We start from the raw sequence: 15507 nt of genomic DNA, 5'->3' as shown, positions 1-15507 counted from the left end.
AGCACGAATGCAATCAATAAGAAATATTGCTATTATAGCACACGTTGACCACGGAAAGACAACCTTGGTAGACAAAATTATAGATCAAGCTAAAATTTTAGATGAGCGTAAAGAACGTACTGATTTATTATTAGATAACAACGACTTAGAGCGTGAACGTGGTATTACCATTTTATCTAAAAACGTATCAGTAAACTATAAAGGCGTTAAAATTAACGTAATTGATACTCCTGGTCACGCCGACTTTGGTGGAGAAGTAGAGCGTGTATTAAAAATGGCTGATGGTGTTTTATTATTGGTTGATGCTTTTGAAGGGCCAATGCCACAAACACGTTTTGTACTAGGAAAAGCAATTGAATTAGGATTAACTCCTATCGTAGTGGTAAATAAAGTAGACAAAGAAAATTGTACGCCAGATTTAGTACACGAAAAAGTATTTGATTTAATGTTTGCCCTAGAAGCAAATGAAAATCAATTAGACTTTACTACGATTTACGGTTCGGCTAAAAATGGATGGATGAGTACCGATTGGCAAGAACCAAAAGAAGACATCATCGATTTATTAGATGCTGTTATCGAAACTATTCCTGAAGCACCATATCGTGAAGGGTCTCCTCAAATGCAAATTACGTCGTTAGATTATTCCTCATTTAAAGGAAGAATAGCTATTGGTCGTGTATACCGTGGAGATTTAGAGAAAAACAAAGACTATATGCTTTGTAAAGCTGACGGAAGCACTAAAAAAGTTCGTATTAAAGAGTTACACGTTTTTGAAGGAATGGGGAAAGCTGAGGCAGATAAAGTGCGTAGCGGAGATATTTGTGCTGTAACTGGCTTAGATGATTTTGAAATTGGTGATACTATTGCCGATGTAGATACCCCAGAAGCATTGCCAAGAATTGAAGTAGATCAACCTACCATGAGTATGTTATTTACCATTAATAACTCTCCGTTCTTTGGGAAAGAAGGTAAGTTTGTAACTTCTCGTCACTTACGTGATCGTTTATTTAAGGAAATGGAGAAAAACTTAGCTTTGCGTGTTGATGAAACTGATACAGAAGACAAATTTAATGTATTCGGACGTGGAGTATTACACTTATCGGTGTTAATTGAAACGATGCGTCGTGAAGGCTATGAATTACAAGTAGGTCGTCCTCAAGTAATTTTAAAAGACATTGATGGAGTTAAAAGCGAGCCATACGAAACATTGTCAATAGATGTTCCAGAAGATGTAGCTTCTAAAGCAATTAACTTAGTTTCTTTGCGTAAAGGAGATTTATTAGTAATGGAACCAAAAGGCGATTTACAGCACTTAGAATTTACCATCCCATCAAGAGGATTAATTGGGTTACGTAATAAAATATTAACAGCAACAGCGGGTCAAGCCATTATAAACCATCGATTTAGTGAATATGGACCTTATAAAGGAGAATTTGCAGAAGAGTTAAAAGGAGCTATTGTTTCTTCTGAAACAGGAAAAGCTACTGCTTATGCAATTGACCGTTTACAAGATAGAGGACGTTTCTTTATCGATCCTAACCAAGAAATTTACAAAGGTCAGGTTGTAGGTGAAAATGCCAAGGCAGATGATATGGCAGTAAACTTAATTAAAGGAAAGAAGTTAACAAACGTACGTGCTTCAGGTTCTGATGATGGTGTAAAAATTGCTCCAAAAATTGACTTCTCTTTAGAAGAATGTATGGAATATATTAGACCAGATGAGTATTTAGAAGTTACTCCAGAAAGTTTACGTATGCGTAAAATTAACTTCGTAAAATAATACAAAGCTGCTTTTAGCATAAAGACTAAACCACTTGAATTTCAGGTGGTTTTATTTTTTATTAAAAATAACTTGCATAATTAAAAATAAAATGCAAATCTTTGTAGGAACAAAATAACAGACATGAGTTTTATTCAATTACATCATCATCATTTTCATACTTGCACTCAGGCGAGCTGAAAATGTATTGAATAAAGTCAAGATATATTTTAAACCCGTTTGAGTAAATCAAACGGGTTTTTTATTTCTAAGGCGCCAGAAATAAGTTGCTCAAAACGATTTACTCAAACCCATTCAAAACTAGAAATGAGTAAATTAAAAATAGCCATACAAAAATCAGGAAGACTCAACCAAGAGTCGCTACAAATTCTTAAAGACTGTGGAATCGCTATCGATAATGGTAAAGATCAACTAAAAGCCTCAGCCAGTAATTTTCCCATAGAGGTTTTCTACTTAAGAAATGGAGACATTCCACAATATTTAAAAGATGGAGTAGTAGACATAGCCATTATTGGAGAGAATTTACTAATAGAAAAAGGAGAAGGAATTCAATTTATAGAAAAACTAGGTTTTTCGAAATGTAAAGTATCCTTGGCAATTCCTAAGAATGAAGAATATACGGGAATAAACTACTTTCAGAATAAAAAAATAGCCACTTCATATCCTAATACCGTTTTAAAGTATTTACAAGAAAATAATATTCCAGCACAATTGCATATTATTAATGGTTCTGTTGAAATAGCTCCTAATATTGGATTAGCCGATGGTATTTGTGATATTGTTTCTAGTGGTTCAACATTATTCAAAAATAATTTGAAGGAAGTAGAAGTTTTATTAAAGTCGGAAGCTGTGTTAGCGGTTTCACCCCAAATAAAAGAACAACAACAAGCAATTCTCAATAAATTACAATTTAGAATTCAATCAGTACTAAAAGCCAGACAATCAAGATATGTGTTGTTAAACGCACCGAATGAGAAGCTTGAAAAAATCATCGATATTTTACCAGGAATGCGTAGTCCAACTGTATTACCATTAGCTGAGGAAGGATGGAGTTCTGTACACTCTGTATTGAATAAAAATCAGTTTTGGGAAATTATAGATGAGTTAAAAAGTAATGGAGCAGAAGGGATTTTAGTTTGCCCAATAGAAAAAATGGTTGTTTAATCGTAGGTCGATGGCCAAGGATTTAATTTCTTGTATCTGTGCTAAACAAAGTAAAGGCACGACAGTTAAAAACAAAAGAAAGAAACAGATGAAAATTATAAAAAACCCAGTAAGACAAACTTGGAATTCACTTTGTAAAAGAGCTACTTTAAGCGAAAACAGTTTGCAGGAAACAGTACAAACAATATTAAATGATGTAAAGCTTAATAAAGACAAAGCGTTAAAAAAATACACACAATTATTTGATGGAGTGTCGTTAACCGAGTTACAAGTTTCTAGAGAAGAGTTAGAAGAAGCACAAAACTTAGTATCAGAAGAATTAAAATTAGCGATACAATTAGCAAAAAAAAATATTGAAACATTTCACAACTCTCAAAAAGAAGTACCTAAAAAGATAACGACAACAAACGGGGTTACTTGTTGGAGAAAAAACGTAGCCATAGAAAAGGTAGGTTTGTATATTCCAGGAGGTACGGCTCCCCTGTTTTCAACTATTTTAATGTTGGGAGTCCCTGCAAAAATAGCGGGCTGTAAAGAAATAGTACTGTGTACTCCAACGAATAAAGAAGGTAAGATTAATGCAGCTATTTTATACACTGCTTCTTTGGTAGGAGTAACTAAAATTTTTAAAGTAGGAGGTGCTCAGGCTATAGGAGCCATGGCGTATGGAACAGAAACTATTCCGAATGTGTATAAAATTTTAGGGCCGGGAAATCAATTTGTTACGAAGGCCAAAGAATTAGTGCAACAACAAGGAGTAGCTATCGACATGCCAGCGGGTCCAAGTGAAGTGTTGGTCATCGCTGATGAAACTAGTAATCCTGTATTTGTGGCAGCTGACTTGTTATCACAAGCTGAGCACGGAGCAGACAGTCAATCAGTATTGGTAACTACTAACGAAGAAGTCGCTAAAAATGTGGAAGTAGAGTTAAAGAAACAGTTAGAAGACTTACCTAGGAAAGAAGTTGCTAAAAAAGCAATAGAAAATAGTTTTACAGTGGTTTTTAATTCTAAAGAAGAATGTATAGACTTTAGTAACGAGTATGCACCAGAACACTTAATTATAGCTTCAAAAGAGATTGAGGCATATATTGACGGAATCGTAAATGCAGGGTCAGTATTTTTAGGGAATTACAGTTGTGAAAGTGCTGGTGATTATGCTAGTGGAACCAATCACACATTACCTACCAATGGGTATGCAAAAAACTACAGTGGTGTTTCGTTAGATAGTTTTGTAAAGAAAATAACCTTTCAAGAAGTCACTAAAGAAGGAATTGAAAATTTAGGGAAAGCTATAGAGTTGATGGCGGAAGCAGAAGGCTTACAAGCACACAAAAATGCAATAACAGTTAGATTAAAAGAGCTTAACAATGTTTAATTTAGAAAAAATAGTACGACCTAATATTCAACAGCTAAAAGCCTATTCTTCTGCTAGAGATGAATTCAAAGGAGAGGCAGAAGTGTATTTAGACGCGAATGAAAATCCATTTGGAAGCTTAAATCGCTATCCAGACCCACAACAAACAGCTATTAAAAAACGATTGTCTGAAATTAAAGGTGTAAATGAGAATCAAATCTTTATAGGAAATGGAAGTGATGAAGTAATCGATTTGGCTTTTCGAATATTTTGTAAGCCAGGGAAAGACAAAGCATTAACTTTTACACCATCTTATGGAATGTACAATGTTTCTGCGACCATTAACGATGTATCGTTAATAGAGTTACCGTTAACAGAAGATTTTCAGATCGATATAAACAGCCTAGAAACATATTTAGCTGATGAAAGCTTAAAGTTAATCTTCATTTGTTCACCTAACAATCCTACTGGAAATTGTTTTACCAAAGAAACAATTGAGTTTATTCTACGTAACTTCAAGGGAATTGTAATTATTGATGAAGCTTATATTGATTTTAGCACTAAAACATCTTTTATAAATCAATTAAAAAACTATCCCAATTTAATTGTAAGCCAAACGTTTAGTAAGGCTTGGGCTTTGGCTGGTGTAAGAGTAGGAGTCGCCTATGCAAATTCTACCATTATAAATTTATACAACAAAGTAAAGCCCCCCTATAATGTAAGTGCCTTAAACCAAAAAGCAGTTTTAGAGAAGCTGGATAATATAGCGCAGTTTGAAATAGAGAAAAACATCATTCTCAATGAAAAAGAAAAATTAGAAAAGGAGTTACAAGAAATTGAATTCATTAAAAAAGTATATCCTTCAGAAGCTAATTTTATTTTAATAGAGGTAACCAATGCTACTGAATTGTATAATCAATTAGTCGCTCAAAAAATTATTACGAGAAACAGGAATGGTTTGGTACATAATTGCATACGAGTTACTATAGGAAGCGAAAAAGAAAATAAACAATTCATAAAGGCATTAGAAAAATTGAGTGTTACACCAAATAAAGTTAACAAAGGAACTTTAAACTTTAAAAGACAATGAAAAAAATACTATTTATAGATAGAGATGGTACCTTAATCAAAGAACCAGCAGATGAACAAACAGATTCATTTGAAAAACTACAATTCTATCCAAAAGTTTTTCAAGGGTTGAGTAAGATTGCTAAACTCGATTTTGAACTAGTGTTGGTAACAAATCAAGACGGATTAGGAACAGAGGTATATCCAGAAAATACCTTTTGGTCTGTACACAACTTTGTGATGAATACCTTGAAAGAAGAAGGTATTGTGTTTTCAGAAGAAATTATTGATAGAACCTTTGCGAAAGACAATCAACCTACCAGAAAACCCAATACAGGTTTACTCTCCAAATTCTTTTCTGAAGAATATGATTTGAAAAATTCTTTTGTTATAGGAGACCGTTTAACGGACGTAGAATTGGCTAAAAATTTAGGAAGCAAAGCAATTTACATCAATGATGAAACGAATTTAGGAACTGATGAAATTACTGTAAAAAGAGAGGAACTAGATGATTTTATAGCTTTAGAAAGTAACGATTGGAACACGATTTATGAATTTTTAAAGTTAGAAGACCGATCTGCTTTTATAGAGAGAAATACCAATGAAACTCAAATAAAAATAGGAGTAAATTTAGATGGAACAGGAAAAAGTGACATTGATACTGGCATAGCCTTTTTTGATCATATGTTAGACCAAATAGCACGTCACGGTCAAATGGATTTGACTATTCAAGTAACAGGAGACTTAGAAGTAGACGAGCATCACACCATTGAAGATACTGCGATTGCTTTAGGAGAAGTGTTTTACAAAGCATTAGGAAATAAACTAGGGGTTGAACGTTACGGTTTCTGCTTACCTATGGATGATTGCTTAGCACAAGTAGCCATTGATTTTGGTGGAAGAAATTGGTTGGTGTGGGAAGCAGATTTTAAACGAGAAATGATAGGTAAAATGCCTACAGAAATGTTTTATCACTTCTTTAAGTCGTTTACAGATGGCGCAAAATGTAATTTGAATATCAAAGCAGAAGGAACGAACGAGCACCATAAAATAGAAGCCATTTTCAAAGCTTTTGCCAAAGCTATAAAAGTAGCAGTAAAAAGAGAGGCTGATAAAATGATTTTACCATCAACCAAAGGAGTTCTGTAATCAATTACGAATTAAAAATTATGAATTACTCAATAGTATGAGAAAATAATTTGTAATTAAAAATTCATCATTTATAATTAAAATATGATAGCGATTGTAAAATACAATGCAGGAAATATCCGGTCGGTACAAAATGCGTTAACACGTTTAGGATACGAAAGTGTTATTACCGATAACCCAACAGAAATAAAAGCAGCAGATAAAGTAATATTTCCTGGGGTTGGAGAAGCAAGCTCAGCCATGCGATATTTAAAAGAACGAAAACTAGACGAGCTACTTGTTTCTTTACAACAACCTGTACTGGGAATTTGTTTAGGCTTGCAATTAATGTGTACCTCTTCTGAAGAAGGAAATACGAAATGCTTGGGGATTTTTGAAGCACAAGCAAAGCAATTTCCACCCAAAGAAAAAGTTCCTCATATGGGATGGAATAATTTTTCAGAATTAAAATCGGCTGAAATACTAAAAAACATAACTCTAAATAACGATGTATACTACGTTCATGGGTATTATGCAGAAGTGTGTAAAAACACCTTAGCTATCTGTAATTATATTCTTCCGTTTAGTTCCATTATGCAGCGGGATAATTTTTACGCAATGCAGTTTCATCCAGAGAAATCAGCAAATGTTGGAGAGGAATTATTGAAAAATTTTTTAACATTATAAAAGAGATTAAAATGAGAATTATCCCTGCGATAGATATAATAGAAGGAAAATGTGTTCGGCTAACTAAAGGCGATTACAACACCAAAAAAATATACAATGAGAACCCATTAGAAGTTGCTAAAGAATTTGAAACTAACGGAATAGAATATTTACACGTTGTTGATTTAGATGGAGCCAAATCTAATCGGATTATAAATCACAAGGTTTTAACACAAATCGCAACAAAAACGAACTTAAAAGTTGATTTTGGCGGCGGATTAAAGTCTAATGAAGACGCCCGTATCGCATTTGAAAGCGGAGCAAACCAGATAACAGGAGGGAGCATAGCAGTTAAAGACCCAGAAACTTTTATTAAATGGTTCACTACCTATGGAAAAGATAAAATTATCTTGGGAGCCGATTGTAAAAACAGAAAAATAGCTACCAATGGGTGGTTACAAACAGTTGAAATTGATGTTGTTGATTTTATTAGTACATATCAAGAAATTGGCATCACTAATACCATCTGTACCGATGTGGCTAAAGACGGGATGTTACAAGGAGCTTCTTTAGATTTATATTTAGAAATTTTAAGCAAAACTTCTGTCAATTTAATAGCGAGTGGCGGTGTAGCCAATATAAATGACTTATACCGATTGAAAGAAATTGGCTGTGAAGGAGCTATTGTAGGTAAAGCTATTTACGAAGGAAACATTAGTCTAAAAGAATTGCAAAAATTTATAAACTAGAACATGCTAAAGAAACGAATTATTCCTTGTTTGGATATTAAAAACGGACGAACTGTAAAAGGGGTCAATTTTATAGCTATTAAAGATGCTGGAGATCCCGTTGAGCTGGCAAAACAATATGTACAACAAGGAGCAGATGAATTAGTTTTTCTAGATATTACAGCAACACTAGAAAATAGAAAAACCTTAGTTACATTGGTAAAAACAATCGCTCAAGAAATTAATATTCCTTTTACTGTTGGTGGTGGTATTAGTACTGTTGAAGATGCAGTAGCCTTAATACAAGCAGGAGCCGATAAAGTAAGTATCAATTCTTCCGCAGTAAAAAATCCACAATTGATTACCGATTTAAAAAATCGATTTGGAAGTCAGTTTGTTGTGGTTGCCATTGATACTAAAAATGTAAACGGAGAGTGGAAAGTGTTTACAAAAGGAGGCACTTTTGAAACTGAGTTCGAAACGGTAAGTTGGGCTAGAGAAGTAGAAAAATTAGGAGCAGGCGAAATTTTATTAACCTCTATGAATAGTGATGGAACCAAAAGCGGATTTGATATTGATGTAACCAAAGTAGTGAGTTCTTCTGTAAATATTCCTGTAATTGCGTCAGGTGGAGCAGGAACAGTAGAACACTTTACAGAAGTTTTTACAAAAACTCAAGCTAGTGCTGGGTTAGCAGCGAGTATTTTTCACTTTGGAGAGATACCAGTACCCATACTAAAAAGCGAATTAAAAAAACAAAACATTCCCATACGATGAATATAGATTTTACAAAAGGAAACGGACTAGTTCCAGTCGTAATTCAAAACAACACTACTATGCAAGTGTTGATGTTAGGTTATATGAATGAAGAAGCCTTTCAAAAAACACAAGAGGAAGGCAAGGTTACTTTTTATAGCCGAACCAAAAAAAGGCTGTGGACAAAAGGTGAAGAATCAGGAAATTTTTTGTGGGTAGAAGGTATTCAGGTAGATTGTGATAATGATACGTTATTGATAAAAGTTAGCCCTGCTGGACCAACCTGCCACAAAGGAACTACTTCTTGTTTTGCTGAAGAGACTTCGAAAGGTTTTTTATATTCCTTAGAAAGTATTATTTCTGATAGAATAGATAATGATGTCGAAACATCGTATACAAATAAGCTTTACAAGAGAGGGATTAATAAAGTAGCTCAAAAAGTTGGAGAGGAAGCTGTTGAAGTAGTTATTGAAGCGAAAGATAACAACGATGAATTATTCAAAAATGAAGCAGCCGATTTGTTATATCACTATTTAATTTTACTAAAAGCCAAAGGGATTAATTTAACGGATATTGAAGAGACTTTACAAAGTAGAGTAAAATAAAGGTAGTATTTTTGCACTATGAAAGAAGCCTTACATCAATTATTTATCGAGTTTCAAAACAGCATACAAAAAAACGATTTTGTAAAGCTAACGCTCAGTAAACCTATTCGGAAAAGTGATGACTTATCGAATGTATATGTTCGTCAAATTACACTAAGAGGAGAAACACATTTTCAGTTTTTATACCGATATACAACAAACGATCAAACAAAAAACTATTCGTTTGAAGAGTGTATAGAAGAATTAACTCATTTACTTTCAGTGAAATTTAGGGCAGCAAGCTTGTTTACGTTGACAAATGATTTATTGGTGTTTGTTTCTAAAAAGAAAAAAGTAAGTTATAAAACTACACAGCCTAGTTTTAAGAACAAATTACCTGAAACTCATGATAAGCCTAAGGAGAAAAGAGCTAAAAATAGTGATTACTTATGTTTTTTAGGAATAACATCTAAAGAAGGAAAAGTAATTCCTAAAATGGCCGATAAATACCGTCAAATTAACAAGTATCTTGAAATAATAGAAACTCAAATACAATCGGTAAAACTACCTAAGCATATCCATATTGTTGATATGGGATCGGGAAAAGGATATTTAACTTTTGCGTTGTATGACTATTTGGTTAATCAAAAGGGGTATGAAGTAAGCATAACAGGGATTGAATTACGAGAAAATTTAGTTGATTATTGTAATGATATAGCAAAGAAATGTGGATTTAAAGGACTGCTTTTTGTAGCCCAACCAATTCAGGATTATGATCGTCATAAAATAGATATTTTAATTGCTTTACATGCTTGTGATACTGCTACCGATGATGCTATATATAAAGGCTTGGTGTCAAAAGCGGAGTTAATTATTTGTGCTCCGTGTTGCCATAAGCAAATTCGTCAACAAGTTAAAGGAAAAGAGCAGGAGAGTCCGTTGTTAAAATACGGTATTTTTAAAGAACGACAGTTTGAAATGGTGACCGATACCATACGTGCTTTAATTTTAGAAAAAAATAATTACAGTACGAAGGTTTTTGAGTTTATTAGTAACGAACATACACGTAAAAATGTAATGTTAATTGGTGCCAAGTCGTCTAAAAAAGTAGATAAGAAACGTATTGAAACTAAAATTTTAGACTTAAAAGAAGCTTACCAAATAGAGCAACACTATTTAGAGAGCTTGCTATAATATTTTGTAATGAGCACCTCTGTTAGTAATGTATTTAAAGATTTTCAGCTAGAAAAGGATGAGTTAAAAGTAGTTGAGCGTATTTTTTCAGAAGTATCCTATACAAAAGGAGAAGTCATTTTGCACACCAATGAAAAAGTATATTACCAATACTATGTAGTAAAAGGTTGTGTACGAACATTTTTTATGGATGCTAAAGGAAAAGAGCACACCATACAGTTTGCTATTCACGATTGGTGGATAAGTGATTATATAGGATATTTTTCAGAATCAACCTCTGTACTTACCATTGAGTGCATTACAGAGGCTACTGTATTAAAAGTAGCTAAGAGTGATTTAGATGATATTTATGAAAAAGTACCTAAAATAGCGCATTTTTTTAGAAGAAAGTTAGAACGTTCAACGGTACGATTTCAAAAGAGGATTTTGAATAACTTGGTGTTATCAGCCAAAGAACGGTACCACTTGTTTTTACAAACTTATCCAAATATAGAGCAGCAAATTAAAAATTATCATTTAGCATCCTACTTAGGTATAACCACCGAAAGTTTAAGCAGAATACGAAAAGAAATTCCTTAGTTTCTTTATTACCATAGATCAATTTTTTTTCAATTTTCATATGCTAATTTTGAGCTAACTTAAAAAATAGAGATATATGAAAAAAGTAGTATTTGTTCTTACCAGTCACGATGAACTAGGAAGTACAGGAGAAAAAACAGGGTTTTGGATTGAAGAATTTGCGGCACCTTATTATTTACTAAAAGATAAAGGAGTAGAAGTAACTTTAGCCTCTCCAAAAGGAGGTCAGCCACCAATTGATCCAAAAAGTAATGAGCCAGATTTTCAAACACCTGCTACACTTCGTTTTAATAAAGATGAAGAACTTCAAGCTGTATTGGCAAATACAATGAAGTTGAACGAAGTTAACGAGGTTGATTACGATGCAATTTTTTATCCTGGAGGACACGGTCCTTTATGGGATTTAGCTGAGAATAAAGATTCTGTGACTTTAATAGAAGCTTTTTATGCTAATAGTAAGCCAGTAGGAGCTGTTTGCCATGCACCTATTGTATTAAAAGAGGCAAAAGTAAACGGAGAACCTTTAGTAAAAAATAAGAAGGTAACAGGTTTTTCTAATACAGAAGAAGAGGCAGTGCAGTTAACTTCAATTGTACCATTTTTAGTGGAAGATGAACTGAAAAATAACGGAGGAATTTATAGCAAAGCAGCAGATTGGCAAGAATATGTAATTGAAGATGGAAATTTAATTACGGGACAAAACCCAGCGTCATCAGCATTAGTTGCAGAAAAATTATTTGCTAAATTATAGTTGCCTAACAATAGGCGCTCAAGGAAAAAATCGCTTACAAATATTGATAAGCGATTTTTTCTTTTTCAAGAATAAATAAAAAGGTTTTATTGTATTTTTAACTCCTTTCAAAACAAATAAAATGAAAGAATCTAAACCACTAATAATAGCTGCTTTTATTGCTATTTATGTTATTTGGGGATCTACCTATTTACTAAATAAAATTGTTGTAACTGAAGTTTCTCCATTATTATTAGCTGCTATCCGTTTTTCTATATCAGGAGTATTAATTATGTTAATTGCTAAGTTTTTAAAAGTGCCAACTAAAGTAACCAAAAAGCAACTTTTAAACTCAGGAATAGCAGGTTTTCTCTTTTTAGTGTATGGTAATGGAATGTTTGTTTGGGCTTTAAAGTTTGTCGATAGCGGTTTCGGGGCTTTATTGGCAGCAACACAACCCTTGTTTGTTTTGTTATTACTACGCTTAATAGATGGGAAAAAGATGCAACGTCAATCTATTATAGGGGTAGTTTTAGGAATTATAGGAATGTATTTATTAGTAAGTCAAAATGAAATAGCAACTTCAAAAGATATGCTGATAGGAGTTTTTATGATCTTTTCTTGTGTCTTAAGTTGGAGTTACGGTAGTGTATTTGTGGCAAAAGCAACACTTCCTAAAAATTTCTTTGTTAGCACAGGCTATCAAATGCTTTTTGCAGGTGGATTACTTTTTATTGCCTCGCTGGTAGTAAAAGAAACGTGGATCTCTCCTTTAAATTGGTCTTTTAAAGCACAAGGAGCTATGTTTTTGTTAATTGTTTTCGGAAGTATTGTGGCGTTTACTTCTTTTAATTATTTATTAAAAATTGTTCCAACAGAGAAGGTGTCAACATCAGCATATGTAAATCCTGTGGTAGCTTTATTTTTAGGATGGTATTTTTTAGATGAAACCTTAACAATACAATCTGTTATTGCCTCAATTGTATTGTTGTCAGGAGTTTATTTTATTACATCAAGAAAGCGAATATCAAAATTGAAAGTAACTTCTAAACCCCAAAAAGTATAAACAGTTTAACTTTGTACACTTAGCGAAGAGCTTGTTTTTAAATACTTTAAAAATGGAAGATTTTAGTGTTGGCTTTGTAATTTTACTTCTTTTATTAATGCTAAGGTAACTTCATAAATAGGCTGTTGTATCATCTTACTTTTTAACCAAGCATAGAAACTCATCACAAAAATATCTTCTTGTTTCGCTCCAACAAAAACAAATGAGTTTTCAACCAAGTAGAAAAAGTCAGGAGTGGTTACGGTGTCTGGATTTTTATAATAGTGCTCTACTAATTTTAAAAATGTGATGACTCTTTTTTGATTGATCTCTAATAAAAAGGGAATATACTTTCGTTTAAAACTTAGTAACCTAGATTCAAATAAATCTATGTTTTGTAATTCTAAATGCAATAGAATTTCAATTAAATTCTTTTTTACAGTCCATTCAATTCCAACTTTATCTATATACCACTGATCTGAATGATAAAAGGTATGGTGCAATTGCAACGCTTTCTTAAACTCATTACTTTGAAAATAAAAAGTAATGAGACTTAATTTTATTTCTAGCACCGTTTTTATATCAGAATGCTTTTTTTTCAAAACAGTTTCTAATAGCCTCGTTGCCGTGTCTTGATGGTTCGTGTAATTATAATTTAACGCCAATAAAAGCGTGTAATTCAAATAAAAACTAGTAAAATACTTTTTTTTATTCTGTAGCATATAAGTATGCATGCTATTTAAGTACTCCACAGATTCTTTGAATTTTTTGTTTCTAAAAAATGTATTGGCTATTAAATACAAAACTCTAATATGATAAAAAACCTGTTTTTCTTTGCCTTTTTTTTTATTTAAAATGTGATAAGTTTCAGTTAAAAAGATTTCCGTTTTTAAGTAATCATTATGAATAAAGGCAGAAATATTGATTATACTAATTAATTGATATAGAGATTTAAAAGATACGTCTTGTTGTATATTAATTTGATGCTCTTTAAAAAGAGCATCAATCAACGATTGAAAATTCAAACCCTGTTTATATGAATTTACTTTTAGTGTGTCTCTAACTTTTGCACATACAATATTTAATTCTTCTTCTAAGAAAAGATTTCTTTGGTTTTCTTTAAAAGAGAGAATCGTTTCATTTAAATTAATACGAGAATTGGTATGTGCATACTGAATTTTAGTGTGGTATATTTCATTTAAAATAGGGAATAGTTGCTGCTCTTTTGCAATAACTTCTGCTTTGTCTAAAATTTTATAAGCAGCCTTGTAGTTTTTATGAAATAAAAAATCTCTAGCAGCTAAAATATATTTAATCAAAAGCATGTCTATTGAATTTTCACCTTGAATTCTATTATTGGCTACAAAATCAATTAATGATTCATACAAGCGTTGTTTAAGGGTATAAAAGGCTTCTCTTTTTTGTGCCCCATACAATTCTTTACAAATGTGCTGTGTGGAAGTTTTTCCCTTTTGAGCTAGTTTAAACAATTGAATATTTTTCGTGTCTGTCCTTTTGTTTCTCTTTTCTAAAAAGACGATAAAACGTTGTTGTTCTTTTAAAGAAAAAGAAGAAATAACATGGTATAATTCTTTCATTTAATCGTTATCTATCTTGCTTATTTTATTAGTAAATATAGTATTTTATTGTTTTTATGTTTAGATTATATCGTTAGGTTTTAATTAAAAATGTTTTTAGTAATGATGCAGGATGATGCATTTTTGAGGTATAATTAAAAACCAAAAGTTATGAACAATCAATCAGCTTGGTCATCAGATCAAAATAAGAAAACAAAAAAAGAAAATAAGAAGCTCTTAAAAGCATACAATCAGAAACCTACTTCGGCGTACATTGGAGCTTCGTGGGTAGCTTTATTCATAGGAATTTCTTCTTATTGTATTGGTTTATGGAATGTAGAAATGGAGCTTAATGAGAAAGGGTATTATTTTACAGTGTTACTTTTTGCTTTATTTTCGGTAATATCTGTACAAAAATCAGTAAGAGACAGATTAGAAGGAATTAAAGTAACGGAAATTTACTACAGTATTAGTTGGTTTACAACCATTGCTTCTATCATTTTATTAATAGTAGGGTTGTGGAATGCCAACTTATTATTAAGTGAAAAAGGGTTTTATGCGATGTCTTTTGTGTTAAGCATTTACGCAGCAATTTCTGTGCAAAAAAACACCAGAGATATAGAGTGTATAGAAAAAAGAGAGGAGAAAGAAGAGATTTAATATCCTCAACTTTTACAGCAAAGTAAAACACTTAGGAAACTATTTTCTAAGTGTTTTTTATTCTTAACAAGAACTATATTCCATTCCCTGATAAGTTAATTACCAATTCCCCCATCTCGTGCCTTATTATAATGATTCCTTTTCTTGTACCTAATTGAGTAGGAGTAAAAATAACGTTAAAATAAGTAGCTTTTGTTATACTTGTACCTATTGATAGACCTTCAACCTTAAAGTCTTCACGGTGTTGACCTTCAACTTTTATTCCAGTAATCCTTAAATCTAAGTTACACCCATTTATTAGATTAACTTCTATATACTTACTCGAATAAACTTCAGCTTCTAATTTGTAATAATCATCTTGAAAAGTTATATCAGTATCAATACAAGAAGGAGTGTCATTTTCTGCTTCTAAGCAAGATGTGAATGAGATTAAAGTAAATAGAAGTAAAAAAGAGAATTGAAAATATTTCATAGTTTTTTTAGTCAGCAAA

The 15507-nt window shown here is 32.2% G+C and carries 16 protein-coding genes; 14 read left to right on the top strand and 2 right to left on the bottom strand.

Annotated features, from left to right (window positions below):
* Positions 1 to 7 precede the first annotated feature (7 nt).
* The 13 genes from typA (at position 8) to V1T75_RS01565 (ending at position 12800) form a co-directional block, all read left to right on the top strand.
* Complete coding sequence (gene typA / locus V1T75_RS01625; RefSeq protein WP_330486812.1) at positions 8 to 1780, top strand: translational GTPase TypA; 1773 nt, start codon at positions 8 to 10, stop codon at positions 1778 to 1780.
* A 306-nt stretch (positions 1781 to 2086) separates the two neighbouring features.
* Complete coding sequence (gene hisG / locus V1T75_RS01620; RefSeq protein WP_330486811.1) at positions 2087 to 2944, top strand: ATP phosphoribosyltransferase; 858 nt, start codon at positions 2087 to 2089, stop codon at positions 2942 to 2944.
* Positions 2945 to 3032: 88 nt separating this feature from the next.
* Complete coding sequence (gene hisD / locus V1T75_RS01615) at positions 3033 to 4322, top strand: histidinol dehydrogenase (protein ID WP_330486810.1); 1290 nt, start codon at positions 3033 to 3035, stop codon at positions 4320 to 4322.
* On the top strand, positions 4315 to 5391 hold the full coding sequence (gene hisC, locus V1T75_RS01610) for a histidinol-phosphate transaminase (protein ID WP_330486809.1): 1077 nt from the start codon (positions 4315 to 4317) through the stop codon (positions 5389 to 5391). The genes hisD and hisC overlap by 8 nt, the downstream gene beginning before the upstream one ends.
* On the top strand, positions 5388 to 6518 hold the full coding sequence (hisB, locus tag V1T75_RS01605; protein ID WP_330486808.1) for a bifunctional histidinol-phosphatase/imidazoleglycerol-phosphate dehydratase HisB: 1131 nt from the start codon (positions 5388 to 5390) through the stop codon (positions 6516 to 6518). Before hisC ends, hisB begins: the two co-directional genes overlap by 4 nt.
* 84 nt (positions 6519 to 6602) lie before the next feature.
* Complete coding sequence (gene hisH, locus V1T75_RS01600; RefSeq protein WP_330486807.1) at positions 6603 to 7184, top strand: imidazole glycerol phosphate synthase subunit HisH; 582 nt, start codon at positions 6603 to 6605, stop codon at positions 7182 to 7184.
* 11 nt (positions 7185 to 7195) lie between these two features.
* Complete coding sequence (hisA, locus tag V1T75_RS01595; protein WP_330486806.1) at positions 7196 to 7912, top strand: 1-(5-phosphoribosyl)-5-[(5-phosphoribosylamino)methylideneamino]imidazole-4-carboxamide isomerase; 717 nt, start codon at positions 7196 to 7198, stop codon at positions 7910 to 7912.
* Positions 7913 to 7915: 3 nt separating this feature from the next.
* Entirely contained in the window at positions 7916 to 8668 is a 753-nt protein-coding gene (gene hisF, locus V1T75_RS01590; protein ID WP_330486805.1) for an imidazole glycerol phosphate synthase subunit HisF, read from the top strand.
* Complete coding sequence (hisIE, locus tag V1T75_RS01585; RefSeq protein WP_330486804.1) at positions 8665 to 9252, top strand: bifunctional phosphoribosyl-AMP cyclohydrolase/phosphoribosyl-ATP diphosphatase HisIE; 588 nt, start codon at positions 8665 to 8667, stop codon at positions 9250 to 9252. Before hisF ends, hisIE begins: the two co-directional genes overlap by 4 nt.
* A gap of 18 nt (positions 9253 to 9270) precedes the next feature.
* Entirely contained in the window at positions 9271 to 10425 is a 1155-nt protein-coding gene (locus tag V1T75_RS01580) for a class I SAM-dependent methyltransferase (protein ID WP_330486803.1), read from the top strand.
* Positions 10426 to 10434: 9 nt separating this feature from the next.
* Complete coding sequence (locus V1T75_RS01575) at positions 10435 to 11004, top strand: Crp/Fnr family transcriptional regulator (protein ID WP_330486802.1); 570 nt, start codon at positions 10435 to 10437, stop codon at positions 11002 to 11004.
* A gap of 76 nt (positions 11005 to 11080) precedes the next feature.
* Positions 11081 to 11755, top strand: coding sequence for a type 1 glutamine amidotransferase domain-containing protein (locus V1T75_RS01570; protein WP_330486801.1), 675 nt, complete (start codon positions 11081 to 11083; stop codon positions 11753 to 11755).
* 121 nt (positions 11756 to 11876) lie between these two features.
* Positions 11877 to 12800: an EamA family transporter gene (locus V1T75_RS01565; protein ID WP_330486800.1), complete on the top strand. Its 924-nt coding sequence runs from the start codon at positions 11877 to 11879 to the stop codon at positions 12798 to 12800.
* 62 nt (positions 12801 to 12862) lie between these two features.
* Here the strand turns inward: V1T75_RS01565 and V1T75_RS01560 are convergent, their stop codons facing one another.
* The gene (locus V1T75_RS01560) at positions 12863 to 14377 is read right to left on the bottom strand and encodes a hypothetical protein (protein WP_330486799.1); all 1515 of its coding nucleotides are present in this window, start codon (positions 14375 to 14377) and stop codon (positions 12863 to 12865) included.
* 150 nt (positions 14378 to 14527) lie between these two features.
* Here V1T75_RS01560 and yiaA point away from each other — a divergent pair, with 150 nt between their 5' ends.
* On the top strand, positions 14528 to 15016 hold the full coding sequence (gene yiaA / locus V1T75_RS01555) for an inner membrane protein YiaA (protein ID WP_330486798.1): 489 nt from the start codon (positions 14528 to 14530) through the stop codon (positions 15014 to 15016).
* A gap of 73 nt (positions 15017 to 15089) precedes the next feature.
* Here the strand turns inward: yiaA and V1T75_RS01550 are convergent, their stop codons facing one another.
* The gene (locus V1T75_RS01550; protein WP_330486797.1) at positions 15090 to 15488 is read right to left on the bottom strand and encodes a hypothetical protein; all 399 of its coding nucleotides are present in this window, start codon (positions 15486 to 15488) and stop codon (positions 15090 to 15092) included.
* Positions 15489 to 15507 lie beyond the last annotated feature (19 nt).

It is taken from the genome of Tenacibaculum sp. FZY0031, assembly GCF_036350695.1.
In the GTDB taxonomy this organism is placed as follows: Bacteria; Bacteroidota; Bacteroidia; order Flavobacteriales; family Flavobacteriaceae; genus Polaribacter.
This window is presented reverse-complemented; position numbering and strand designations above follow the sequence as displayed.